This window comes from Pseudomonas sp. JV241A (assembly GCF_900275665.1).
Classification (GTDB): domain Bacteria; phylum Pseudomonadota; class Gammaproteobacteria; order Pseudomonadales; family Pseudomonadaceae; genus Aquipseudomonas; species Aquipseudomonas wadenswilerensis.
Window position 1 is genome coordinate 1 of sequence record NZ_OPYO01000034.1, and the last position, 20,738, is coordinate 20,738.

The 20,738-nt window shown below is 62.8% G+C and carries 23 protein-coding genes; 17 read left to right on the forward strand and 6 right to left on the reverse strand.

What is annotated here, in order from left to right; genetic code table 11:
• The first annotated feature begins 467 nt into the window (after positions 1-467).
• The 7 genes from hslV to JV241A_RS23545 all read left to right on the forward strand — a co-directional run bounded on the left by hslV (position 468) and on the right by JV241A_RS23545 (position 8,260).
• Positions 468-998 (forward strand): ATP-dependent protease subunit HslV, encoded by a 531-nt coding sequence (gene hslV / locus JV241A_RS23515; RefSeq protein WP_010221489.1) that lies wholly within the window; start codon positions 468-470, stop codon positions 996-998.
• A gap of 77 nt (positions 999-1,075) precedes the next feature.
• Complete coding sequence (gene hslU, locus JV241A_RS23520; RefSeq protein WP_115089253.1) at positions 1,076-2,413, forward strand: ATP-dependent protease ATPase subunit HslU; 1,338 nt, start codon at positions 1,076-1,078, stop codon at positions 2,411-2,413.
• Between the two features lie 97 nt (positions 2,414-2,510).
• Positions 2,511-2,888 carry a DUF971 domain-containing protein gene (locus tag JV241A_RS23525; RefSeq protein ID WP_134064726.1) on the forward strand — a complete coding sequence of 126 codons (378 nt, stop codon included), beginning with the start codon at positions 2,511-2,513 and terminating at the stop codon, positions 2,886-2,888.
• A gap of 350 nt (positions 2,889-3,238) precedes the next feature.
• Positions 3,239-4,918, forward strand: coding sequence for a class II poly(R)-hydroxyalkanoic acid synthase (gene phaC, locus JV241A_RS23530; protein ID WP_115089255.1), 1,680 nt, complete (start codon positions 3,239-3,241; stop codon positions 4,916-4,918).
• 60 nt (positions 4,919-4,978) lie between these two features.
• Positions 4,979-5,830: a poly(3-hydroxyalkanoate) depolymerase gene (gene phaZ / locus JV241A_RS23535; protein WP_115089256.1), complete on the forward strand. Its 852-nt coding sequence runs from the start codon at positions 4,979-4,981 to the stop codon at positions 5,828-5,830.
• A gap of 119 nt (positions 5,831-5,949) precedes the next feature.
• Positions 5,950-7,632 carry a class II poly(R)-hydroxyalkanoic acid synthase gene (gene phaC, locus JV241A_RS23540; protein WP_115089257.1) on the forward strand — a complete coding sequence of 561 codons (1,683 nt, stop codon included), beginning with the start codon at positions 5,950-5,952 and terminating at the stop codon, positions 7,630-7,632.
• 13 nt (positions 7,633-7,645) lie between these two features.
• Positions 7,646-8,260 (forward strand): TetR/AcrR family transcriptional regulator, encoded by a 615-nt coding sequence (locus JV241A_RS23545; protein ID WP_134064728.1) that lies wholly within the window; start codon positions 7,646-7,648, stop codon positions 8,258-8,260.
• 52 nt (positions 8,261-8,312) lie between these two features.
• On the opposite strand, the gene JV241A_RS23550 is transcribed toward JV241A_RS23545, so the two are convergent.
• The 3 genes from JV241A_RS23550 to JV241A_RS23560 form a co-directional block, all read right to left on the reverse strand.
• Entirely contained in the window at positions 8,313-9,074 is a 762-nt protein-coding gene (locus tag JV241A_RS23550; protein ID WP_134064730.1) for a phasin family protein, read from the reverse strand.
• Positions 9,075-9,084: 10 nt separating this feature from the next.
• Entirely contained in the window at positions 9,085-9,504 is a 420-nt protein-coding gene (locus tag JV241A_RS23555) for a phasin family protein (protein WP_115089260.1), read from the reverse strand.
• A gap of 219 nt (positions 9,505-9,723) precedes the next feature.
• A complete protein-coding gene (locus tag JV241A_RS23560; RefSeq protein ID WP_115089261.1) occupies positions 9,724-9,999 on the reverse strand; it encodes a polyhydroxyalkanoic acid system family protein in 276 nt (91 codons plus the stop codon).
• A gap of 124 nt (positions 10,000-10,123) precedes the next feature.
• Here JV241A_RS23560 and ubiE point away from each other — a divergent pair, with 124 nt between their 5' ends.
• The 10 genes from ubiE (at position 10,124) to JV241A_RS23610 (ending at position 18,092) form a co-directional block, all read left to right on the forward strand.
• On the forward strand, positions 10,124-10,894 hold the full coding sequence (gene ubiE / locus JV241A_RS23565) for a bifunctional demethylmenaquinone methyltransferase/2-methoxy-6-polyprenyl-1,4-benzoquinol methylase UbiE (RefSeq protein ID WP_115089262.1): 771 nt from the start codon (positions 10,124-10,126) through the stop codon (positions 10,892-10,894).
• Complete coding sequence (locus JV241A_RS23570) at positions 10,894-11,517, forward strand: SCP2 sterol-binding domain-containing protein (protein ID WP_115089263.1); 624 nt, start codon at positions 10,894-10,896, stop codon at positions 11,515-11,517. The genes ubiE and JV241A_RS23570 overlap by 1 nt, the downstream gene beginning before the upstream one ends.
• Positions 11,514-13,121, forward strand: a complete 1,608-nt coding sequence (ubiB, locus tag JV241A_RS23575) for a ubiquinone biosynthesis regulatory protein kinase UbiB (protein ID WP_115089264.1) — start codon at positions 11,514-11,516, stop codon at positions 13,119-13,121. The genes JV241A_RS23570 and ubiB overlap by 4 nt, the downstream gene beginning before the upstream one ends.
• Positions 13,122-13,193: 72 nt before the next feature.
• Positions 13,194-13,586: a phosphoribosyl-AMP cyclohydrolase gene (gene hisI / locus JV241A_RS23580; RefSeq protein ID WP_115089265.1), complete on the forward strand. Its 393-nt coding sequence runs from the start codon at positions 13,194-13,196 to the stop codon at positions 13,584-13,586.
• A gap of 1 nt (position 13,587) precedes the next feature.
• Positions 13,588-13,923, forward strand: a complete 336-nt coding sequence (locus JV241A_RS23585) for a phosphoribosyl-ATP diphosphatase (RefSeq protein ID WP_115089266.1) — start codon at positions 13,588-13,590, stop codon at positions 13,921-13,923.
• Positions 13,924-13,948: 25 nt separating this feature from the next.
• A complete protein-coding gene (locus JV241A_RS23590; protein WP_115089267.1) occupies positions 13,949-14,218 on the forward strand; it encodes a twin-arginine translocase TatA/TatE family subunit in 270 nt (89 codons plus the stop codon).
• A gap of 3 nt (positions 14,219-14,221) precedes the next feature.
• Positions 14,222-14,605, forward strand: a complete 384-nt coding sequence (gene tatB / locus JV241A_RS23595) for a Sec-independent protein translocase protein TatB (protein WP_134064732.1) — start codon at positions 14,222-14,224, stop codon at positions 14,603-14,605.
• Positions 14,602-15,393, forward strand: a complete 792-nt coding sequence (tatC, locus tag JV241A_RS23600) for a twin-arginine translocase subunit TatC (protein ID WP_115089269.1) — start codon at positions 14,602-14,604, stop codon at positions 15,391-15,393. The genes tatB and tatC overlap by 4 nt, the downstream gene beginning before the upstream one ends.
• On the forward strand, positions 15,390-16,097 hold the full coding sequence (locus tag JV241A_RS23605; RefSeq protein ID WP_134064734.1) for a 16S rRNA (uracil(1498)-N(3))-methyltransferase: 708 nt from the start codon (positions 15,390-15,392) through the stop codon (positions 16,095-16,097). The genes tatC and JV241A_RS23605 overlap by 4 nt, the downstream gene beginning before the upstream one ends.
• 78 nt (positions 16,098-16,175) lie before the next feature.
• Positions 16,176-18,092: a methyl-accepting chemotaxis protein gene (locus JV241A_RS23610; protein ID WP_134064736.1), complete on the forward strand. Its 1,917-nt coding sequence runs from the start codon at positions 16,176-16,178 to the stop codon at positions 18,090-18,092.
• 66 nt (positions 18,093-18,158) lie between these two features.
• On the opposite strand, the gene JV241A_RS23615 is transcribed toward JV241A_RS23610, so the two are convergent.
• The 3 genes from JV241A_RS23615 to JV241A_RS23625 all read right to left on the reverse strand — a co-directional run bounded on the left by JV241A_RS23615 (position 18,159) and on the right by JV241A_RS23625 (position 20,727).
• Complete coding sequence (locus JV241A_RS23615) at positions 18,159-18,893, reverse strand: amino acid ABC transporter ATP-binding protein (RefSeq protein ID WP_115089519.1); 735 nt, start codon at positions 18,891-18,893, stop codon at positions 18,159-18,161.
• On the reverse strand, positions 18,886-19,848 hold the full coding sequence (locus tag JV241A_RS23620; protein WP_134064738.1) for an amino acid ABC transporter permease: 963 nt from the start codon (positions 19,846-19,848) through the stop codon (positions 18,886-18,888). Before JV241A_RS23620 ends, JV241A_RS23615 begins: the two co-directional genes overlap by 8 nt.
• 78 nt (positions 19,849-19,926) lie before the next feature.
• Positions 19,927-20,727: a transporter substrate-binding domain-containing protein gene (locus JV241A_RS23625; RefSeq protein WP_166675744.1), complete on the reverse strand. Its 801-nt coding sequence runs from the start codon at positions 20,725-20,727 to the stop codon at positions 19,927-19,929.
• Positions 20,728-20,738: the final 11 nt, after the last annotated feature.

Consider the following 20,738-nt stretch of genomic DNA (forward strand, 5'->3'; position numbering starts at 1 on the left):
TATTGAAGTCCTTCAGACGCTCAAGCAACACCTCGAAGCCTGCGGAGTTGTTGGCCACTTCGAAGCGGATTTTCTGAGGCTTGATGCAGATTTCCAAAGTGGCTTTGGCAGTGTCGATTCCAACAGAAGACAACATGGCTGAACCCTCTTACACTCAGTTGTGAGAGCGCTCTGGCTTGGCCCACGCTTGTGATTCGAGAGGCGCTCAATCAACTGTTCGGGCTCGGGCCAGAGTGGAGAGGTGAATGGCAGCTTTGCTCCCACACGTGCTTTAAGCACTACCGGCGTACAGCTTGCCATTCACCGCTCTCACTTCTGATTCTATTCCTACCTCAAGACACAAGCCGGCCTTGACGGCGATGGGGCCCTGAAGGATTACCGCTCATCCTTCAAGGTTGAAATCTTTCCTACCACCCCCATATGAGTCTGCATCAGGCATTTTCGCCCCGCTGCGTGGAGACTCTCCCTTGACCACCATCGTTTCAGTTCGCCGCCACGGCAAAGTCGTCATGGGCGGCGACGGCCAGGTTTCTCTCGGCAACACCGTGATGAAAGGCAACGCCAAGAAAGTCCGCCGCCTGTACCACGGTCAGGTCATCGCCGGTTTCGCCGGTGCCACCGCCGACGCCTTCACCCTGTTCGAACGCTTTGAAGGCCAGCTGGAAAAGCACCAGGGCCATCTGGTCCGTGCCGCCGTGGAGCTGGCCAAGGAATGGCGTACCGACCGTTCCCTGAGCCGCCTGGAAGCCATGCTGGCCGTGGCCAACAAGGACGCATCCTTGATCATTACCGGCAACGGTGACGTGGTCGAACCCGAAGACGGCCTGATCGCCATGGGCTCCGGTGGCGCCTACGCCCAGGCCGCCGCTCGCGCCCTGCTGCAAAAGACCGACCTCTCGGCCCGCGAAATCGCCGAGACCGCGCTGAACATCGCCGGTGACATCTGTGTGTTCACCAACCATCACCTGACCATCGAGGAGCAGGACCTGGCCGAGTAATTCAGCTGTTCTGGCGCCCGGCCCCGGTGGCCGGGCTTTTCCACGCTGACTTATCGAGCCCAAGGACCATCACTACCATGTCCATGACCCCCCGCGAGATCGTCCACGAACTCAACCGCCACATCATCGGCCAGGACGACGCCAAGCGCGCCGTCGCCATCGCCTTGCGCAACCGCTGGCGGCGTATGCAGCTGCCGGCCGAGCTGCGCGTTGAAGTGACGCCGAAGAACATCCTGATGATCGGCCCGACCGGCGTCGGCAAAACCGAAATCGCCCGCCGCCTGGCAAAGCTTGCCAACGCACCGTTCATCAAGGTCGAAGCGACCAAGTTCACCGAAGTCGGTTATGTCGGCCGTGATGTCGAGTCGATCATCCGCGACCTGGCCGATGCCGCGATCAAGATGCTCCGCGAGCAGGAAATCATCCGCGTCGGTCACCGCGCCGAAGACGCTGCCGAAGAGCGCATCCTTGATGCCCTGTTGCCACCGGCACGCACCGGTTTCAACGAAGACCAGGTCGCCAGCCAGGACTCCAACACCCGCCAGCTGTTCCGCAAGCGCCTGCGCGAAGGCCAGCTGGACGACAAGGAAATCGAGATCGAAGTGGCCGAAGCCATGGGCGTCGACATTTCCGCGCCACCGGGCATGGAGGAAATGACCAACCAGTTGCAGAACCTCTTCGCCAACATGGGCAAGGGCAAGCGCAAGAGCCGCAAGCTCAAGGTCAAGGAAGCACTCAAGCTGGTGCGTGACGAAGAAGCCGGGCGCCTGGTCAACGAAGACGAGCTCAAGGCCAAGGCCCTGGAAGCGGTCGAGCAGCACGGCATCGTGTTCATCGACGAAATCGACAAGGTCGCCAAGCGCGGCAACGTCGGCGGTGCCGATGTGTCCCGTGAAGGCGTACAGCGCGACCTGCTGCCGCTGATTGAAGGCTGCACGGTGAACACCAAGCTGGGCATGGTCAAGACCGACCACATCCTGTTCATCGCCTCCGGTGCCTTCCACCTGAGCAAGCCGAGCGACCTGGTACCCGAGCTGCAAGGCCGCCTGCCGATCCGCGTCGAACTCAAGGCCCTGAGCCCGGAAGACTTCGAGCGCATCCTCAGCGAACCGCACGCCTCGCTCACCGAGCAGTACCGTGAGCTGCTGAAAACCGAAGGCCTGAACATCGAGTTCGCCGCCGACGGTATCAAGCGCCTGGCCGAGATTGCCTGGCAGGTTAACGAAAAAACCGAGAACATCGGTGCCCGTCGCCTGCACACCCTGCTCGAGCGTCTGCTCGAAGAGGTGTCGTTCAGCGCCGGCGACCTGGCCAGCGCCCACAGCGAAGCGCCGATCCGCATCGACGCCGACTACGTCAACAGCCACCTGGGCGAATTGGCGCAGAACGAAGACCTGTCACGCTATATTCTCTAAAGCGGCAAGCTTCAAGCGGCAAGCTGCAAGTTAAGCGCGCTGGACGCCTTCTCTTGCAGCTTGTAGCTTGCAGCTTGTAGCCCAAGAGCCCTTATCCATGACCAGACTCCCCAGCGGCATCAATCTGCATAAAGCCTCCAAGACCCTCACCCTGACCTACGGGCCAGGCGAGGTGTACCACCTGCCCGCCGAATTCCTGCGCGTGCACTCCCCCTCCGCCGAGGTCCAGGGCCACGGCAATCCGATCCTGCAGTACGGCAAGCTCGGCGTTGGCCTGAGCGGGCTGGAACCTGCCGGCCAATACGCACTGAAACTGACCTTCGACGACGGCCACGACAGCGGCCTGTTCACCTGGGAATACCTAGAACAGCTGTGCCTGCGCCAGGACGAACTCTGGGCGGACTATCTCGGCGAGCTGGCAAAAGCCGGTAAATCCCGCGACCCCAACGAGTCGATCGTCAAGCTGATGCTCTAGCTCGGGCCCTTCAGGGTTTAGAGCGCATTTTCTAATTCTATTTGCTTGAATGCCTGCACCACGGCCAATGACTGGCCGTCTTGCGCAATACCAAAAAGTCGGGTAACCAATGGATCTGGCAAGCTCCCTGCATCGGATTTAATGCAGGGTCGGGCTGGTATGTAGAGGTCGCGAGCGAAAGCAGGCAGTCTTCTCACGCAGAAAAAACCCGCAGGGCTCATCGTCGTTTGCATCCGGCCGCAGGACCGCAGTTCGTTATCACTGGTCACCCGAGCAGCAGTACCGGGCGTTCGTCTGTGTAACGCGCACAGTCAAACCGGTACTCGTCTCAGGACAACGGAGCGTCGTAGATGAGTAACAAGAATAACGATGACCTGCAGCGCCAAGCCTCGGAAAACACCCTGGGTCTGAACCCGGTGATCGGCTTGCGCCGCAAGGATTTGCTGACTTCTGCTCGAATGGTGCTGCGTCAGGCCATTCGCCAACCGCTGCACAGTGCCAAGCATGTCGCCCATTTCGGCATGGAACTCAAGGATGTGATCTTCGGCAAGTCGAGCTTGCAACCGGAGAATGACGACCGTCGTTTTCACGATCCGGCCTGGAGCCAGAACCCGCTGTATCGCCGCTACCTGCAGACCTACCTGGCCTGGCGCAAGGAACTGCACGACTGGATCGATACCAGCAACCTTTCCGACCAGGACATCAGCCGCGGCCACTTCGTCATCAACCTGATGACCGAGGCCATGGCGCCGACCAACACCGCGGCCAACCCGGCGGCGGTCAAGCGCTTCTTCGAAACCGGCGGCAAGAGCCTGCTCGATGGCCTGTCGAACCTGGCCAAGGACATGGTCAACAATGGCGGCATGCCCAGCCAGGTGAACATGGATGCCTTCGAGGTCGGCAAGAACCTCGGCACCAGCGAAGGCGCGGTGGTGTTTCGCAACGACGTGCTGGAGCTGATCCAGTACCGGCCGATCACCGAACAGGTGCTGGAAAAGCCGCTGCTGGTGGTGCCGCCGCAGATCAACAAGTTCTACGTCTTCGACCTCAGCCCGGAAAAGAGCCTGGCGCGTTTCTGTCTGCGCTCCAACGTGCAGACCTTCATCGTCAGCTGGCGCAACCCGACCAAATCCCAACGCGAATGGGGCCTGTCGACGTATATCGATGCGCTCAAGGAGGCGGTCGACGTAGTCCTGGCGATCACCGGCAGCAAGGACCTGAACATGCTCGGCGCCTGCTCCGGTGGCATCACCTGCACCGCGCTGGTGGGCCACTACGCGGCACTCGGCGAGAAGAAGGTCAATGCCCTGACCCTGCTGGTCAGCGTACTCGACACCACCCTCGACACCCAGGTGGCGCTGTTCGTCGACGAGCAGACCCTGGAGGCGGCCAAGCGCCACTCCTACCAGGCTGGTGTGCTGGAAGGCCGCGACATGGCCAAGGTGTTCGCCTGGATGCGGCCCAACGACCTGATCTGGAACTACTGGGTCAACAACTACCTGCTGGGCAACGAGCCGCCGGTGTTCGACATCCTGTTCTGGAATAACGACACCACACGCCTGCCGGCCGCTTTCCACGGCGACCTGATCGAATTGTTCAAAAACAACCCACTGTTGCGCCCCGATGCACTGGAAGTGTGCGGCACGCCGATCGACCTCAAGCAGGTGACCACTGACATCTTCAGCGTCGCCGGTACCGCCGATCACATCACCCCGTGGCAGTCGTGCTACAAGTCGGCACAGCTGTTCGGTGGCAAGGTCGAGTTTTTGCTGTCCAACAGCGGTCACATCCAGAGCATCCTCAACCCGCCGGGCAACCCCAAGGCGCGTTACATGACCAACAGTGAAATGCCCCCCAGCGCCCTCGACTGGCAAGAGAACTCGACCAAGCACACCGACTCCTGGTGGCTGTACTGGCAGACCTGGCTGGCCGAGCGTTCGGGCAAGCTGAAAAAAGCTCCGGCCAACCTCGGCAACAAGGCCCATGTGGCCGGTGCCGCAGCACCAGGGACCTACGTTCACGAGCGTTGACAGCGAACACCGCCGCAGCTCGCAAGGGCTGCGGCGCTTACAAACCACAGGGCTTCGCGCATGCCGCAACAGTATATTTTCAGGACCGTCGACCTGGATGGCCAAACCATCCGCACCGCCGTCCGACCCGGCAAGCCGCACTTGACGCCCTTGCTGATCTTCAACGGCATCGGCGCCAACCTGGAGCTGGTATTCCCCTTCATCCAGGCCCTGGACCCGGACCTGGAGGTCATTGCCTTCGATGTACCTGGCGTGGGCGGTTCATCGACCCCACGCCACCCCTATCGTTTCCCTGGCCTGGCCAAACTCACCGCACGCATGCTCGACTACCTCGACTATGGCCAGGTCAATGTCATTGGCGTGTCCTGGGGCGGCGCCCTGGCCCAGCAGTTTGCCCATGACTACCCCGAGCGCTGCAAAAAGCTGGTACTGGCTGCCACCGCCGCGGGCGCAGTGATGGTGCCGGGCAAGCCCAAGGTGCTGTGGCTGATGGCTAGCCCCCGGCGTTATGTGCAGCCGTCCCATGTGATCCGTATTGCCCCGCAGATCTATGGTGGCGGTTTCCGCCGTGACCCGGACCTGGCCCTTTCGCACGCGGCCAAAGTGCGCTCCGGAGGCAAGCTCGGCTACTACTGGCAACTGTTCGCCGGGCTCGGCTGGACCAGCATTCACTGGCTGCACAAGATCCAGCAGCCCACCCTGGTGCTGGCCGGCGACGACGATCCGCTGATCCCCTTGATCAACATGCGCCTGTTGGCCTGGCGAATTCCCAATGCCCAGCTACACATAATCGACGACGGTCATTTGTTCCTGATCACCCGGGCCGAGGCCGTCGCCCCGATCATCATGAAGTTTCTCCAGCAAGAGCGCCAACGCGCCGTCATGCACCCTCGGCCCGCCCCCAGCAGCTGAGACGCCTGCCACACCCGAGCCCATGGCGGGACGCCAGGCAACCCGGGTGCGCGGCGTGAGGTTGGTGTCGCTCTTGCATTGATGTGTTTGTTGATGGCCTGACGACGGAGTGTTGCCTGATGAAAGACAAACCCGCGAAGGGATCGGTACCGGTCCCCGCCACCTATATGAACGTGCAGAGTGCAATCAGCGGCCTGCGCGGACGTGACCTGTTTTCGACCTTGCGCAGCGTCAGCCGCCATGGTCTGCGCCACCCGCTGCACACAGCCAAGCACATGCTGGCCCTGGGCAATCAACTGGGCAAGGTGCTGCTCGGCGAAACCCCCTATCAACCGAGCCCCCGCGACAACCGCTTCAAGGACCCGGCCTGGAGCCAGAACCCACTGTACAGCCGCGGCCTGCAGGCCTACCTGGCATGGCAGAAGCACACTCGCCTGTGGATCGACGAAAGCCAGCTGGCGCCAGACGACCGCGCCCGCGCGCACTTTCTGTTCACTCTGCTCAACGATGCCGTGTCGCCCAGCAACTCACTGCTCAACCCCCTGGCGGTCAAGGAGCTGTTCAACTCCGGAGGCCTGAGCCTGGTGCGCGGCATCAACCACTTGCTCGATGATTTGCGGCACAACGACGGCCTGCCGCGCCAGGTCAACCCGCAGGCCTTCGAGGTCGGCCGCAACCTGGCGACCACGCCGGGCTCGGTGGTGTTTCGCAACGAGCTGCTGGAACTGATCCAGTACAAGCCGATGAGCGAAAAACAATACGCCAGGCCATTGCTGGTGGTACCGCCGCAGATCAACAAGTTCTACATCTTCGACCTGAGCCCGGCCAACAGCTTCGTCCAGTACATGCTCAAGAACGGCCTGCAGACCTTCATGATCAGCTGGCGCAACCCCGACCCGCGCCACCGTGAGTGGGGCCTGTCGAGCTATGTCGAAGCCGTGGAGGAGGCGATGAACGTGTGCCGGGCGATCACCGGCAGCCGCGAGGTCAACCTCATGGGCGCCTGTGCCGGTGGCCTGACCATGGCCGCATTGCAAGGTCATTTGCAGGCCAAGCGCCAGTTGCGCCGGGTCAGCAGCGCCACCTACCTGGTCAGCCTGCTCGACAGCCAGATCGACAGCCCGGCCAGCCTGTTTGCCGACGAACAAACCCTTGAAGCCGCCAAGCGCCGCTCCTACCAGCAAGGCGTGCTCGACGGTCGCGAGATCGCCCGGGTGTTCGCCTGGATGCGCCCCAACGACCTGATCTGGAATTACTGGGTCAACAACTACCTGCTCGGCAAGGCCCCGCCGGCGTTCGACATCCTCTACTGGAACAACGACAACACCCGCCTGCCGGCCGCGCTGCATGGCGACCTGCTGGACTTCTTCAAGCACAACCCGCTGGCCCACGCAGCGGGGCTTGAAGTGTGCGGCACGCCGATCGATCTGCAGAAGGTCAACGTCGACAGTTTCAGCGTCGCCGGCAGCAACGACCACATCACCCCCTGGGATGCGGTGTATCGCTCGGTGCTGCTGCTCGGTGGCGACAAACGCTTCATCCTCGCCAACAGCGGCCATGTGCAAAGCATCATCAACCCGCCGGGCAACCCCAAGGCGCATTACGTCGACAATCAGCGCCTGAGCAGCGACCCGCGGGCCTGGCTCTACGATGGCAAGCAGGTCGACGGCAGCTGGTGGCCGCAATGGCTGGAATGGATTCAGGCGCGCTCCGGCGCCCAGCGCGAAACCCTGATGGCCCTCGGCAACCAGAACTACCCTCCCATGGACCCCGCGCCCGGCAGCTACGTGCAGGCGCGCTGAACAAGTAGAACGGATGAAAACCCGCGACCGTATCCTCGAGTGTGCCCTGCAACTGTTCAACCGCCAGGGCGAGCCGAATGTCTCGACCCTGGAGATTGCCAACGAAATGGGCATCAGCCCGGGCAACCTCTACTACCACTTCCACGGTAAGGAGCCGCTGGTGCTGGGGCTGTTCGAACGCTTCGAGGACGAGCTCACGCCACTGCTCGACCCGCCGCTGGAAGTGCGCCTGGATGCCGAGGACTACTGGCTGTTCCTGCACCTGATCGTCGAGCGCATGGCCCAGTACCGCTTCCTGTTCCAGGACCTGTCGAACCTGACCGGGCGCCTGCCCAAGCTGGCCCGTGGCATGCGCAACCTGCTCAACGCGCTCAAGCGTACCCTGGCGGCGCTGCTGGCCAGCCTCAAGGCCCAGGGGCAGGTGCTCAGCGATACGCGGGCGTTGGGGCAGCTTGTTGAGCAGATCACCCTGACGCTGCTGTTCTCGCTCGATTACCAACGGGTGCTGGCCCGTGAGGGTGAGGTAGGGGTGGTGGTGTATCAGGTGATGATGCTGGTGGCGCCGCACCTGGAGGCGGGCTCGCGGCATGCAGCCGAGCAGTTGGCGCTAAGGTATCTGGAGGGTTGAAAGCATCGCGGGGCAAGTCGGGTCGCCGCACTGCCCCGCGATAAAGCCAGTATCAGGACTGGCTGATCGGGCTTGCCGGAGCTGACGGCGCCGAAGTAACCGGTGCAGCATTGGCTACTGGTACCGGGCTTGGCGCCGGTGCAGCGCTGGCCGCAGGTGCCGCCGGCTTCGCTGCTGCAGGTTTAGCTGCTGGCTTGGCCGCGGACTTCTTCACTGCCGGTTTCTTCGCTGCAGCCGGTTTGGCTGCTGGCTTGGCCGCAGGTTTTGCCGCTGCGGTTTTCGCCGCTGGCTTGGCTGCAGGTTTAGCCGCTGCAGTTTTTGCTGCAGGTTTCGCCGCCGCTTTCGGTGCAGCCTTGGCCAGTGGCTTGGCTGCAGGCTTGCTCGCCGCCGGTTTTTTCGAGATCGGAGTGACCGAAGCGCCGGTCAGTTTCTCGATCTGCTTGGTCAGGGTGTCGACCTTCGAATGCAGCGCCTTGACCTCACTGCGGCTCGGCACGCCAAGGCGCGAGATCGCACTGTTCAGGCGCTTGTCGAAAGCACCTTCGAGTTCGTCCCATTTGCCCAGTGCGCGATCCTTGACGCCGCTGATGCGCGAGGTAGCCGACTTGGCGGTTGCCTTGGCCGAGTCGACCGAACCCTTGGCCAGTTTTTCAGCTTTCTCACCCTCCTTGACCAGGCTGTCAAACACCTTGCTGCCATCCTGATCGATCTTGGAGTAGATCCCCAAACCAGCCAGCCAGATCTTGCGGGAATACTTCTCGATCTCCCCGACCCAGGAACTGCCTTCTTTATCAGTAGTCTTCTTGCCAGCCATCCCGCTCTCCTTATTGTTTACGTGCGACACGTTCAAGCAATGCCGTGAGCTCATCGAGCTTGACAGAGAGTGTCTCCACGTCATGTTTAGACGGAATGCCGATGCGATTCAAGGCGCTTGCGACCCGTGTGTCGAAAGCCTTTTCGATTTTGTCGAGTTGAACCTCGACCTTGCCCTTGACGCTGCTCAGCTCGCCCTTCACCGAATCGATCTCGGAGTTGGCGGCATCGACCTGCGCATCGAGTTTTTTCTTGCCGCGTTTTTCTACCGATTCACCGGCCTTGACCAGCTCTTTGAGGTAGTCGGCACCTTCCTGACCTACCCGGGTGTAAGCCCCGAGGCCCGCCAGCCAGATCTTGCGCGCGTAGCCGCGCACCTCACCCAACGTGCGCTGGGCGTCGTCTTTTTTCTTCAGGATCACTTTGGCCATACTCTGCACCTCACGCTCTGAACGGAAATGGAGGAACTGCCCAGGGAAGTTGGGCTTGAGCACAAGGTAGGGGGAAAAATTAGAATTGGCACACTAATAAAGGGGCAGCGGCAAGCTTCAAGCGGCAAGAAAGGGCAGCGGTGATCTTGAAACCGTCGCCCCCTCCCATTCACCGCGAAGCACTTGCAGCTTGCAGCTTGAAGCTCCCCCCTTGAGCCGCTAGGCGAGCGCCTTGTCCAGCGCCCGCTCGATCTCGCTCTTGATGGTCCCGCTCATCATCGACAGCATCATGCCCAGCTTCAGCTCGACCTTGATGCTGTCCTCGCCAATCAGCACGCTGCCATTGGCGCCACTGCGCTTGACCTCGACCCGGTCACCGTTCCAGCTGGCCTTGAGGTCGTATTCGCGGGCCAGCTTGTCGACCAGGGCTTCGGCCTTTTGCCGGGCCGCATCGCGGCCCAGGTTGTGTTTGCGTTCAACGCTGATCTGGGTCATTCATTCAATCCTGGGTTCGAAGGCATACTTGTATTATGCCCGCGCCCCACCTGCGACACACCCCGCCAAGACAAAACCGACCGTACGCCCTAGAATGGCCAGTAATTTTTTCCGGTGAAGCGATATGAACGATCAGCGCAAAGGCGACCACGCCGAACCCACCACCCACTTCGGCTACAAGAACGTGCCGGAAAGCCAGAAGGCCGAGAAAGTCGCCGAGGTGTTCCACTCGGTGGCGGCCAAGTACGACCTGATGAACGACGTGCTCTCCGTCGGCATGCACCGCCTGTGGAAGCGTTTCACCATCGAACTGTCGGGCGTGCGCCCGGGTAACCGGGTCCTCGACATCGCCGGCGGCACTGGCGACCTGGCAGCCAAGTTCTCGCAACTGGTCGGCCCCAGCGGTCAGGTAGTGCTGGCCGACATCAACGAGTCGATGCTCAAGGTCGGTCGCGACCGCCTGCTCGACCGCGGCGTGGCCGGCAACATCGAGTTCGTCCAGGCCGACGCGGAAAAACTGCCGTTCCCGGACAACCACTTCGATTGCGTGACCATTGCCTTCGGCCTGCGCAACGTCACCCACAAGGACGAGGCCATCCGCTCCATGCTGCGGGTGCTCAAGCCCGGTGGCCGCTTGCTGGTGCTGGAATTCTCCAAGCCGACCAACAAGCTGATGTCCAAGGTCTACGACGCCTACTCGTTTGCCTTCATGCCGCTGGCCGGCAAGCTGATCACCAACGACTCGGAAAGCTACCGTTACCTGGCCGAATCGATCCGCATGCACCCCGACCAGGAAACCCTCAAGGCGATGATGGTCGAAGCTGGTTTCGACCGCGTCACCTACCACAACATGACCAGCGGCATCGTTGCCCTGCACCGGGGAATCAAGCCCTGATGCTCCTGGCCGGCCTGCTCGCCAGCGTCGAACACGGCCTCAACCGTGTTTTGCGCCTGGACAGCACAGCGCTGCCGCGTCTGCGCCCGCTCGACGGCAAGGTGATTGCAATCGACTGCCGCCAGCCGGCCCTGCAGCTGTTCATCCTGCCCAGCGACGAAGGCCTGATGCTCGCCACGCACTGGGCCAATGAGGCCGACTGTACCCTGCGCGCGCCCGCCAGCAGCCTGGTGCGCCTGGCCCTGAGCCAGGACAAGAGCGCCGTGCTGCACAGCCCGCAGGTCGAGCTTGAAGGCGACAGCGCGGTGCTGCTCGACCTGGTGGCAGTGCTGCAGGACCTGGAGCTGGACTGGGAGTACGAAGTTTCCCGCTGGCTCGGCCCGGTCGCCACGCAACTGCTCAGCGGTCATTTGCGCAGCCGCGCCAACTGGACCCGCCAGGGCCTGGCGGCGCTCAACCAGAACCTTTCCGAGTACCTCGCCGAAGAGGCCCGGACCCTGGTAGGCCTGCGCGAAGCCGAAGCCCGTTTCAGCGAACTCGACACGCTAAAAGTCGATATTGAACGCCTTGAGGCGCGCATCGAGCGCCTTGCCCGATCCCTTGATACCAGCGATAACGCATGAAGCTGCTTGCCGTCCGCCGTTTGTTGCGCATCCAGCGCGTCGTGATCCGTTACCGTCTCGATGACCTGCTGTTCGCCCTGCCCCTGCCCTGGTGGCTGATGGGCCTGCGTTATGCCATGCCTTGGCGCTGGCTGCCGCGCAAGCAACTGGAGCTCAGCCGTGGCGCGCGCCTGCGCCTGGCGCTACAGGACCTGGGGCCGATCTTCATCAAGTTCGGCCAGTTGCTCTCGACTCGCCGCGACCTGCTGCCCGAAGACATTGCCGACGAGCTGATGCTGCTGCAGGACCGGGTACCGCCGTTCGACCCGCAAAAAGCCATCGCCCTGATCGAGGAGCAGCTCGGGGCCAAGATCAGCGAAGTGTTTAGCCGCTTCGACGTCGAGCCCCTGGCCTCGGCCTCGGTTGCCCAGGTGCACGCGGCCAAGCTCAAGAGCGGTGAAGAGGTGGTGGTCAAGGTGGTGCGCCCCGGTCTCAAGCCGATCATCGCCCAGGACCTGGCCTGGCTGTTCCTGATTGCCCGTGGCGCCGAGCGGGTTTCGGCCGATGCGCGCCTGCTGCACCCGGTGGAAGTGGTCAACGACTACGAAAAAACCATCTACGACGAACTCGACCTGTTGCGCGAGGCGGCCAACGCCAGCCAGCTCAAGCGCAACTTCGAAGGCTCGGAGATGATGTACGTGCCCCAGGTGTACTGGGACTGGTGCCGGCCGAAAGTGTTGGTGATGGAGCGCATCTACGGCATCCAGGTCACTGACCTGGCGACCCTGGCCGACCAGCGCACCGACATGAAGCTGCTCGCCGAGCGTGGCGTGGAGATCTTCTTCACCCAGGTGTTTCGCGACAGCTTCTTCCACGCCGACATGCACCCGGGCAACATTTTCGTCAGCACCGTCAAGCCGTGGAGCCCGCAGTACATCGCCATCGACTGCGGCATCGTCGGCAGCCTGACCCCCGAGGACCAGGACTACCTGGCGCGCAACCTGTTCGCCTTCTTCAAGCGTGACTACCGCCGCGTCGCCCAGTTGCACATCGACTCGGGCTGGGTACCGGCGCAGACCAAGCTGAATGAATTCGAAGCGGCGATCCGTACCGTGTGCGAGCCGATCTTCGAAAAACCGTTAAAGGATATTTCCTTCGGCCAGGTGCTGATGCGCCTGTTCCAGACCGCGCGGCGCTTCAACATGGAAGTCCAGCCGCAGCTGGTGCTGCTGCAAAAGACCCTGCTCAACATCGAAGGCCTGGGCCGCCAGCTGTACCCGGACCTCGACCTGTGGAGCACCGCCCAGCCGTTCCTCGAGCGCTGGATGCGCGAGCGGGTCAGCCCCAAGACCCTGCTGCAGAACCTGCATGGCCAGGTCGAACAGATTCCGCACCTGGCCGGCATGACCCGCGACCTGCTCGAACGCATGTCGCAGCCGCACCTGTCCGACCCGCCTGCGCCCTGGCAGCAGAAGAGCGATCACTGGGCCCTGCGCCTGCTCGGTGCCGGGCTGCTCGGCGGCGGTGCCACCCTGGCTGCCGGCGCGGTCAGCCTGAGCGCTCCGGCTGCCTGGCCGGCCTGGCTGATGCTGGCCGCCGGCCTCTACCTGATCGTGCGTCGATAGCCAGCCGGGCCGCTGGCTGGCACACTAGCGCAAGGGTTCGGCAACGGATCGAACCTGGTTTTGGAGTCGAAGATGAAAGACTGGCTGGACGAGATCAACTGGAACAGCGATGGCCTGGTACCGGCTATCGCCCAGGACCACAAGACCGGGCGCGTGCTGATGATGGCCTGGATGAACCGCGAGTCGCTGGCGCTGACCGCCGCTGAGCAGCGGGCCATCTACTGGTCACGTTCGCGTGGCAAACTGTGGCGCAAGGGCGAAGAATCCGGCCACGTGCAGAAGCTGCATGAAATGCGCCTGGACTGCGACGCCGACGTGATCATCCTGATGGTCGAGCAGTTGGGTCATATCGCCTGCCATACCGGCCGCGAAAGCTGCTTCTACCGGGTTTATGAGAACGGCGAATGGAAGACCGTCGATCCGGTCCTGAAGGACCCGCATGCCATCTACAGCGCAGGACACTGACATGAGCGACACCCTGACCCGCCTGGCCGAAGTGCTGGAATCGCGCAAAGGCGCCGAGCCCGATAGCTCCTACGTGGCCAGCCTGTACCACAAGGGCCTGAACAAGATTCTGGAAAAACTCGGCGAAGAGTCGGTCGAGACCATCATCGCCGCCAAGGACGCCGCCCATAGCGGCGACTGCAGCGATGTCATCTATGAGACCGCCGACCTGTGGTTCCATAGCATGGTCATGCTCGCGCAACTGGGCCAGCACCCGCAGGCGGTGCTGGACGAGCTGGACCGCCGTTTCGGCCTGTCCGGGCACGCCGAGAAAGCAGCGCGTCAGCCGTCGGCCTAACTGAATTATTTCGAGGGATTGCACCATGGGTATTTTTGACTGGAAACACTGGATCGTCCTGCTGGTCGTGGTGGTACTGGTGTTTGGTACCAAGAAGCTGAAGAACTTCGGCAGCGACCTGGGCGAATCGATCAAGGGCTTCAAGAAAGCCATGAACGAAGAAGAGACCAAGCCGGACGAGCAGACGCCACCGCCGGCGCAACCTGTCCAGCCGCAGGCCACTTCGCCGCTGAACCAGCCGCAGACCTTCGAAGGCCAGGCCCACAAGGTCGAAGAGCCGATCAGGAAAGATTGATCAATGTTCGGGATCAGCTTCAGCGAACTGTTGCTCGTGGGCCTGGTGGCCCTGCTGGTGCTCGGCCCCGAGCGCCTGCCGGGTGCCGCGCGCACCGCCGGGCTGTGGATCGGCCGGCTCAAGCGCAGCTTCAATGCGATCAAGCAGGAGGTCGAGCGCGAAATCGGCGCCGATGACATCCGTCGTCAGTTGCATAACGAGCACATCCTCTCCATGGAGCAGGAAGCGCGCAAGATCCTCAACCCCAACAGCGTGACGCCTGAGCCGCCTGCAAGCCCGGTAGCCAATGGCGAAACCGCCCCGGCGCCAGCCCCGGTCAGCAGCGAAACCCCGCCGCCGGTCGTCAGCGCGCCCACCGAACCGACACAGCCCCCGCGAGCCCCATGAGCGATATTCCGGAAAACGACCAGCCGATGCCGCTGGTTTCGCACCTCACCGAGTTGCGTACACGCCTGCTGCGCTGCGTCGCGGCCATCTTCCTGATCTTCGCCGGGCTGTTTTCCTTCGCGCAGCAGATCTACACCCTGGTCTCGGCGCCGTTGCGCGAACACTTGCCGGCCAACGCGACGATGATCGCCACCGACGTCGCCTCGCCGTTCCTGACGCCGTTCAAGCTGACCATGATCGTCTCGCTGTTCCTGGCCATTCCGCTGATCCTGCAGCAGATCTGGGGCTTCATCGCGCCAGGGCTGTACCGCCATGAAAAGCGCATCGCGATCCCATTGCTGATCTCCAGCATCATTCTGTTCTACGCCGGCATGGCTTTCGCCTACTTTCTGGTGTTCCCGCTGATCTTTGGTTTCTTCGCCAGCGCCACTCCGGACGGGGTGGCGATGATGACGGACATCTCCAGCTATCTGGACTTCGTCATGACCCTGTTCTTCGCCTTCGGCGTGGCCTTCGAGATCCCGGTGGCCGTGGTGCTGCTGGTGTGGATCGGCGTGGTCGACGTGAAGTACCTGAAGAAGATTCGCCCGTACGTGATCATCGGCTGCTTCGTGGTCGGCATGATCCTGACCCCGCCGGACATCTTCTCGCAGACCCTGCTGGCCGTGCCCATGTGGCTGCTGTTCGAGATCGGCGTGCTGTTTGGCGGGCTGATCCGCAAGCGCAGCGAGCACCGTGAAGACGCTGCCGACGACCACAACGACCAGCCGCCAGCGACCCAGCCGTGAACCTGCTGTTACTCGAAGAGGCCGACTTCATCGCGGCCGAACGCGTGGTGCTGGCTGACCGGCGTTTTACCCATATGCAGGAAATCCACCGCGTGGCGGTGGGCGATACCCTGCGCGTCGGGCGTATCGGCGGGCTGATGGGCCAGGCCACGGTACTGCGCCTGGAAGGCCATGAGGCCGAGCTCGGCGTCAGCTTCGACCAGCCGCCTCCGGCCAAGCTGCCGCTGACCCTGGTGCTGGCCCTGCCACGGCCAAAGATGCTCCGCCGGGTATTCCAGACCGTCGCCACCATGGGCGTGCCGAAAGTGATCCTGGTCAACAGCTACCGCGTCGAGAAAAGCTTCTGGCAGACACCATTCCTTGAGCCCGAGGCCATCCGCGAACAGCTGATCCTCGGCCTTGAGCAGACCCGCGATACCGTCCTGCCCGAAGTGATCATCGAGAAGCGCTTCAAGCCGTTTGTCGAAGACCGCCTGCCAGCCATCAGCGAGGGCACCCTTGGCCTGGTCGGCCATCCCGGCCAGTACCCGCCGTGCCCACGCGGGCTGAACGAGCCCGTTACCCTGGCCATCGGCCCGGAAGGCGGCTGGATTCCCTACGAGATCGACCTGCTGGGCAAGGCTGGCCTTGCCCCGGTACAACTCGGCGAGCGCATCCTGCGCGTGGAGACGGCGGTCACCGCCCTGCTCGCCCGCCTGTTCTGACTTCAGTTTTACCGCTCCAGGCCGATGCATTGGCAACAGAACAATAATCGCCTCTGCCGATCGCAATGGAGTCCCACCATGTACCGTTGGTTAGCCCAGCACCTGGGCAACGTGAGCGTCAATCTCAAACTCGGCATTGGCTTCGGCCTGGTCCTGCTGCTGACCCTGGCCATTACCCTGACCGGCTGGCAGGGCCTGAACGGTGTCACCGAACGCGGCGACACTCTGGGCGGCATCTCCCAGGTGCATCAGGCCACCCTCGAACTGCGTATCGCCCGCCAGGGTTTCCAGCTCAAAGGCGACGAGGCGGCGGCGCAGAACCTCAACAATGCGCTGGCAGCGTTAGAGCGCCAACTGCAAGCGGTCGACCAACGCATCGTCCTGCCGGAGAATCGTCGGCGTATCGAGCAGCAGCACGACGCCGTGCGCCAATACCGCCAGGCGCTGAGCAGTGCCGACAAGGCCGCCCAACAGCGCGAGGCCGCTCGCGCCGTACTCGGCAGCAGCGCCGACGAGGCTGCGGCGCTGATCGCCCAGGTCGAGCAACAACTACTCAGCGGCAGCGACCTGAACCTGTTCAACAGTGTGGTCGGCGCCAGCAAATTGCTGCAACAGGCGCGTTTCCAGGTGCGTGGCTACACCTACAGCGGCAAGGCCGAGTTCCAGCAGACCGCGCTGCAAGCCATCGACCAGGCCACCTCGCAGCTCAAGACCCTGGCTGAAGTGCTGCCAGCCAGCTACACCAGCAACTTCAACCAGGCCGCCCGCGCCCTGGGCAACTACCGCGGCGCCGTGGTCGAGTTCGGCAACGCGCAAAGCGCCTCCGAGCAGGCCGCGCAGCAGATGATTGTGCTGGGGCAGAACCTGATCGAACAGAGCCAGCAACTGACCACCACCCTCACCACCCTGCGCGATGACGAGGCGCAACACGCCAAGTCGATGCTGACCCTGGCCACGGTGCTGGCCCTGCTGTTCGGCCTGCTGGCCGCCTGGGCCATTACCCGGCAGATCGTCATCCCCCTGCGCCAGACCCTCAACGCCGCCGACCGGGTCGCCAGTGGCGACCTGCGCCACGACCTCAAGGTCGATCGGCGTGACGAGCTGGGCCAGTTGCAGCACAGCATGCAGCGCATGACCGTAAGCCTGCGCGAATTGATCGGCGGCATCGGCGACGGCGTCACCCAGATCGCCAGCGCCGCCGAAGAGCTGTCGGCGGTCACCGAGCAGACCAGCGCCGGGGTCAACAATCAAAAGGTCGAGACCGACCAGGTGGCCACCGCCATGAACGAAATGGCCGCCACCGTGCAGGAAGTCGCGCGTAACGCCGAGGAAGCCTCGGAAGCGGCGGTAATGGCCGATCAGCAGGCCCGCGAAGGTGATCGGGTGGTCGGTGAAGCCATCGCCCAGATCGAGCGCCTGGCCAGCGAGGTCAACCATTCCAGCGAAGCCATGGGCCAGCTCAAGGCCGAAAGCGACAAGATCGGCAGCGTGCTCGATGTGATCAAGTCGGTGGCCCAGCAGACCAACCTGCTGGCCCTCAACGCTGCTATCGAAGCGGCCCGCGCCGGTGAGGCCGGGCGTGGCTTTGCCGTGGTGGCCGATGAAGTACGCAGCCTGGCGCAACGCACCCAGCAGTCCACCGAGGAGATCGAACAATTGATCGCCGGCCTGCAGAACGGCACCCAGCAAGTGGCCACGGTGATGGATGCCAGCCGCGGCCTGACTGACAGCAGCGTCGAGCTGACGCGTCGCGCCGGCACCTCGCTGGAAACCATCACCCGTACGGTGTCTTCGATTCAGGCAATGAACCAGCAGATCGCTGCGGCGGCCGAGCAGCAAAGCGCGGTGGCCGAAGAGATCAACCGTAGCGTGATGAATGTGCGGGATGTGTCGGACCAGACCTCGGCCGCCAGTGAAGAGACGGCGGCGTCGAGCGTTGAGCTGGCGCGGTTGGGGACGCATTTGCAGACGCTGGTCGGCAAGTTCCAGCTGTAGAAAGCATCGCGGGGCAAGCCCGCTCCTACCGGTCTGGTGGGAGCGGGCTTGCCCCGCGATGGGGCCCTAAAGCACCTGCCGCAAAAACGCCTGGGCGCGAAGGTCCTTGGGTGAGGTGAAGAATGCCTCCGGCGGCGAGTCTTCCAGCAGCTTGCCGTGATCGAAGAACAGCACCCGATCCGCCACTTCGCGGGCAAAGCCCATTTCGTGGGTGACACAAACCATGGTCATGCCTTCCAGGGCCAGGGTCTTCATCACATCCAGCACCTCACCGACCATTTCCGGGTCGAGCGCCGAGGTCGGCTCATCGAACAGCATTACCTTGGGCTCCATGGCCAGGGCGCGAGCGATCGCCACCCGCTGCTGCTGACCACCGGACAAGCGCGAAGGGAACTCATTGGCCTTCTGCGCAATGCCGACCTTCTCCAGCAACGCCCGGGCCTTGGCCTCGCGCTCGGCCTTGCCGCGCTTGCGCACGACCTTCTGCGCCAGGCACAGGTTCTCCAGCACGGTCATGTGCGGGAACAGGTTGAAATGCTGGAACACCATGCCGACTTCCCGGCGGTAGGCGTTGACGTCGGTCTTCGGATCAGCCAGTTGCAGGCCGTCGATGGCCACGGTGCCTTCATCGAACGACTCCAGGCCGTTGAGGCAGCGCAGGAAGGTCGACTTGCCCGAGCCCGAAGGGCCGAGCACCACCAGCACTTCGCCCTTGGCCACGTCGGTGCTGACGTGATCGACCGCGCGCACCACTTGCCCACGGGTATCGAAGACTTTTACCAGGTCACGGACTTCAATCACTTTGCGCAAGCCTCCGCTCAAGCCGGCTGGCCATGTGCGACAGCGGCAGGTTGATCAACAGGTACAGGCCGGCGACGCAGAACCAGATCTCGAAGGTCGAGAACGAGGTGGTGATCGCCTCGCGACCGCTTTTGGTCAGCTCGGTGATGGCGATCACCGAGACCAGCGAGGTGTCCTTGACCAGGCTGATGAACTGCCCGGCCAGCGGTGGCAATACGCGCTTGAAGGCTTGCGGCAGCACCACATGGCGCATCGACTGGCCAGCGCTCAGGCCCAGCGAACGGGCGGCTTCACCCTGGCCCTTGGCGATCGACTGCACACCGGCGCGGACGATCTCGGCGACATAGGCGCCGGTAAACAGCGCCAGCGCCGCCACCCCGGCAAACTCCCGGGACAGGTTGAGCACAGTACCGATGAAGAAATAGAAGATGAAAATCTGTACCAGCAACGGCGTACCGCGTACCAGCTCGACATACACCGTCGACAGGTCACGCAGGGTCGGGTTGTTCGACAGCCGGCAGAGCCCGGCAAACAGGCCGATCAGCAGCCCCAGCACGCCGGAGGCGACCGAGATCCATACCGTGGTCCACAGGCCCCAGGCCAGCGGGCCGGCGGCCCAGTGATGGGTAACGCCGATCAGGTCGCCTTCGGCCACATCGTCGCCGCGCGACAGTTGCACGCTGGCCTGCTCGACCTCGAAGACCTGCTCGCCACCGCTCTCGTCACGTACCGTGACGCTGGCCATGTCGCCCTTGCTGACGATGGCTTCGATGGTGCCGTTTTCAGCGACGCGCTGGGCGACTTCAGCCTGGTAGGCAAAGTACTGCGGCACCCGGTTCCAGCGCCACTCGTAGGAAATCACCGAGGTCGCGTAATACAGGCTGACGGCCAGGCCGATCAGGACCAGCGCGGTCAGCCCGTGCCAGGGCCACTGGGCTTTTTTGTGTTTGATCACGTGAAGGTACTTCCGTAAAAGCGAACGCGCAGGGCCAGCCTGCGCGTCGGGTTTCAAGCCGGGCGTGGTGCCTCGGCCTTATTCCATGTCCTTGAGCCAGGCGGTGTCCTTGAACCACTTGTCGTGGATGCGATCGTAGGTCCCGTCGTGCTTGATCTGGTGCAGGAAGTTGTTGATGAAGTTGAGGCTGTCGTAGTCGCCCTTCTTCAGGCCGAAGGCCAGCGGTTCGAAGGTGAACGGCTTGTCGAGGAACAGCAGCTTGCCGGCGCCGGCCTTGTTCACCGCGACGACGTTGTACGGCGCGTCGTAGACGAAGGCGTCGGCCTTGCCGTTGACCACGTCCATCACTGCTTCCTGCTCGTTGTCGTAGCCGTGGTACTTGGCCTTGCCGATCAGCTTCTTGGCGACCATCTCGCCGGTAGTACCGAGCTTGGAGGTCAGGCGGTACTTCTCGTTGTTCAGGTCTTTGTAGGACTTGATCTCGTCAGCCAGCTCCTTGCGGATCAGCAGGGTCTGACCGACAACGATGAAGGGTTCGCTGAAGTTAAGCTTGAGGTTGCGTTCCTGGGTCAGGGTCATGCCGCTGCCGATCATGTCGAACTTGTCGGTCATCAGCGCCGGGATGATGCCGTCGTACGCAGTGGAAACGGTCTCGAGCTTGACGCCCATGGACTTGGCCATGGCCTTGAGGATGTCGACCTCGAAGCCGATGATCTCACCGCGCTTGTTGGTCATCTGGAACGGCATGTAGGTAGGGTCCATGCCGACACGCAAGGTGCCGCGCTTGACCGCGTCATCGATGGCTCCGGCCGCCTGGGCGGCACTTACCGCGACCAGCGCCGTGACGCCGACCAGCAGCATCGACAGATACTTCTTAATCATCACCAGAT

What these genes read in the sequence shown, in the direction of transcription:
- hslU (WP_115089253.1), top strand. Translation starts at nt 1,076, where the DNA reads ATGTCCATGACCCCCCGCGAGATCGTCCACGAACTCAACCGCCACATC.
- JV241A_RS23525 (WP_134064726.1), top strand. Translation starts at nt 2,511, where the DNA reads ATGACCAGACTCCCCAGCGGCATCAATCTGCATAAAGCCTCCAAGACC.
- phaC (WP_115089255.1), top strand. Translation starts at nt 3,239, where the DNA reads ATGAGTAACAAGAATAACGATGACCTGCAGCGCCAAGCCTCGGAAAAC.
- phaZ (WP_115089256.1), top strand. Translation starts at nt 4,979, where the DNA reads ATGCCGCAACAGTATATTTTCAGGACCGTCGACCTGGATGGCCAAACC.
- phaC (WP_115089257.1), top strand. Translation starts at nt 5,950, where the DNA reads ATGAAAGACAAACCCGCGAAGGGATCGGTACCGGTCCCCGCCACCTAT.
- JV241A_RS23545 (WP_134064728.1), top strand. Translation starts at nt 7,646, where the DNA reads ATGAAAACCCGCGACCGTATCCTCGAGTGTGCCCTGCAACTGTTCAAC.
- JV241A_RS23550 (WP_134064730.1), bottom strand. Translation starts at nt 9,074, where the DNA reads ATGGCTGGCAAGAAGACTACTGATAAAGAAGGCAGTTCCTGGGTCGGG.
- JV241A_RS23555 (WP_115089260.1), bottom strand. Translation starts at nt 9,504, where the DNA reads ATGGCCAAAGTGATCCTGAAGAAAAAAGACGACGCCCAGCGCACGTTG.
- JV241A_RS23560 (WP_115089261.1), bottom strand. Translation starts at nt 9,999, where the DNA reads ATGACCCAGATCAGCGTTGAACGCAAACACAACCTGGGCCGCGATGCG.
- ubiE (WP_115089262.1), top strand. Translation starts at nt 10,124, where the DNA reads ATGAACGATCAGCGCAAAGGCGACCACGCCGAACCCACCACCCACTTC.
- JV241A_RS23570 (WP_115089263.1), top strand. Translation starts at nt 10,894, where the DNA reads ATGCTCCTGGCCGGCCTGCTCGCCAGCGTCGAACACGGCCTCAACCGT.
- ubiB (WP_115089264.1), top strand. Translation starts at nt 11,514, where the DNA reads ATGAAGCTGCTTGCCGTCCGCCGTTTGTTGCGCATCCAGCGCGTCGTG.
- hisI (WP_115089265.1), top strand. Translation starts at nt 13,194, where the DNA reads ATGAAAGACTGGCTGGACGAGATCAACTGGAACAGCGATGGCCTGGTA.
- JV241A_RS23585 (WP_115089266.1), top strand. Translation starts at nt 13,588, where the DNA reads ATGAGCGACACCCTGACCCGCCTGGCCGAAGTGCTGGAATCGCGCAAA.
- JV241A_RS23590 (WP_115089267.1), top strand. Translation starts at nt 13,949, where the DNA reads ATGGGTATTTTTGACTGGAAACACTGGATCGTCCTGCTGGTCGTGGTG.
- tatB (WP_134064732.1), top strand. Translation starts at nt 14,222, where the DNA reads ATGTTCGGGATCAGCTTCAGCGAACTGTTGCTCGTGGGCCTGGTGGCC.
- tatC (WP_115089269.1), top strand. Translation starts at nt 14,602, where the DNA reads ATGAGCGATATTCCGGAAAACGACCAGCCGATGCCGCTGGTTTCGCAC.
- JV241A_RS23610 (WP_134064736.1), top strand. Translation starts at nt 16,176, where the DNA reads ATGTACCGTTGGTTAGCCCAGCACCTGGGCAACGTGAGCGTCAATCTC.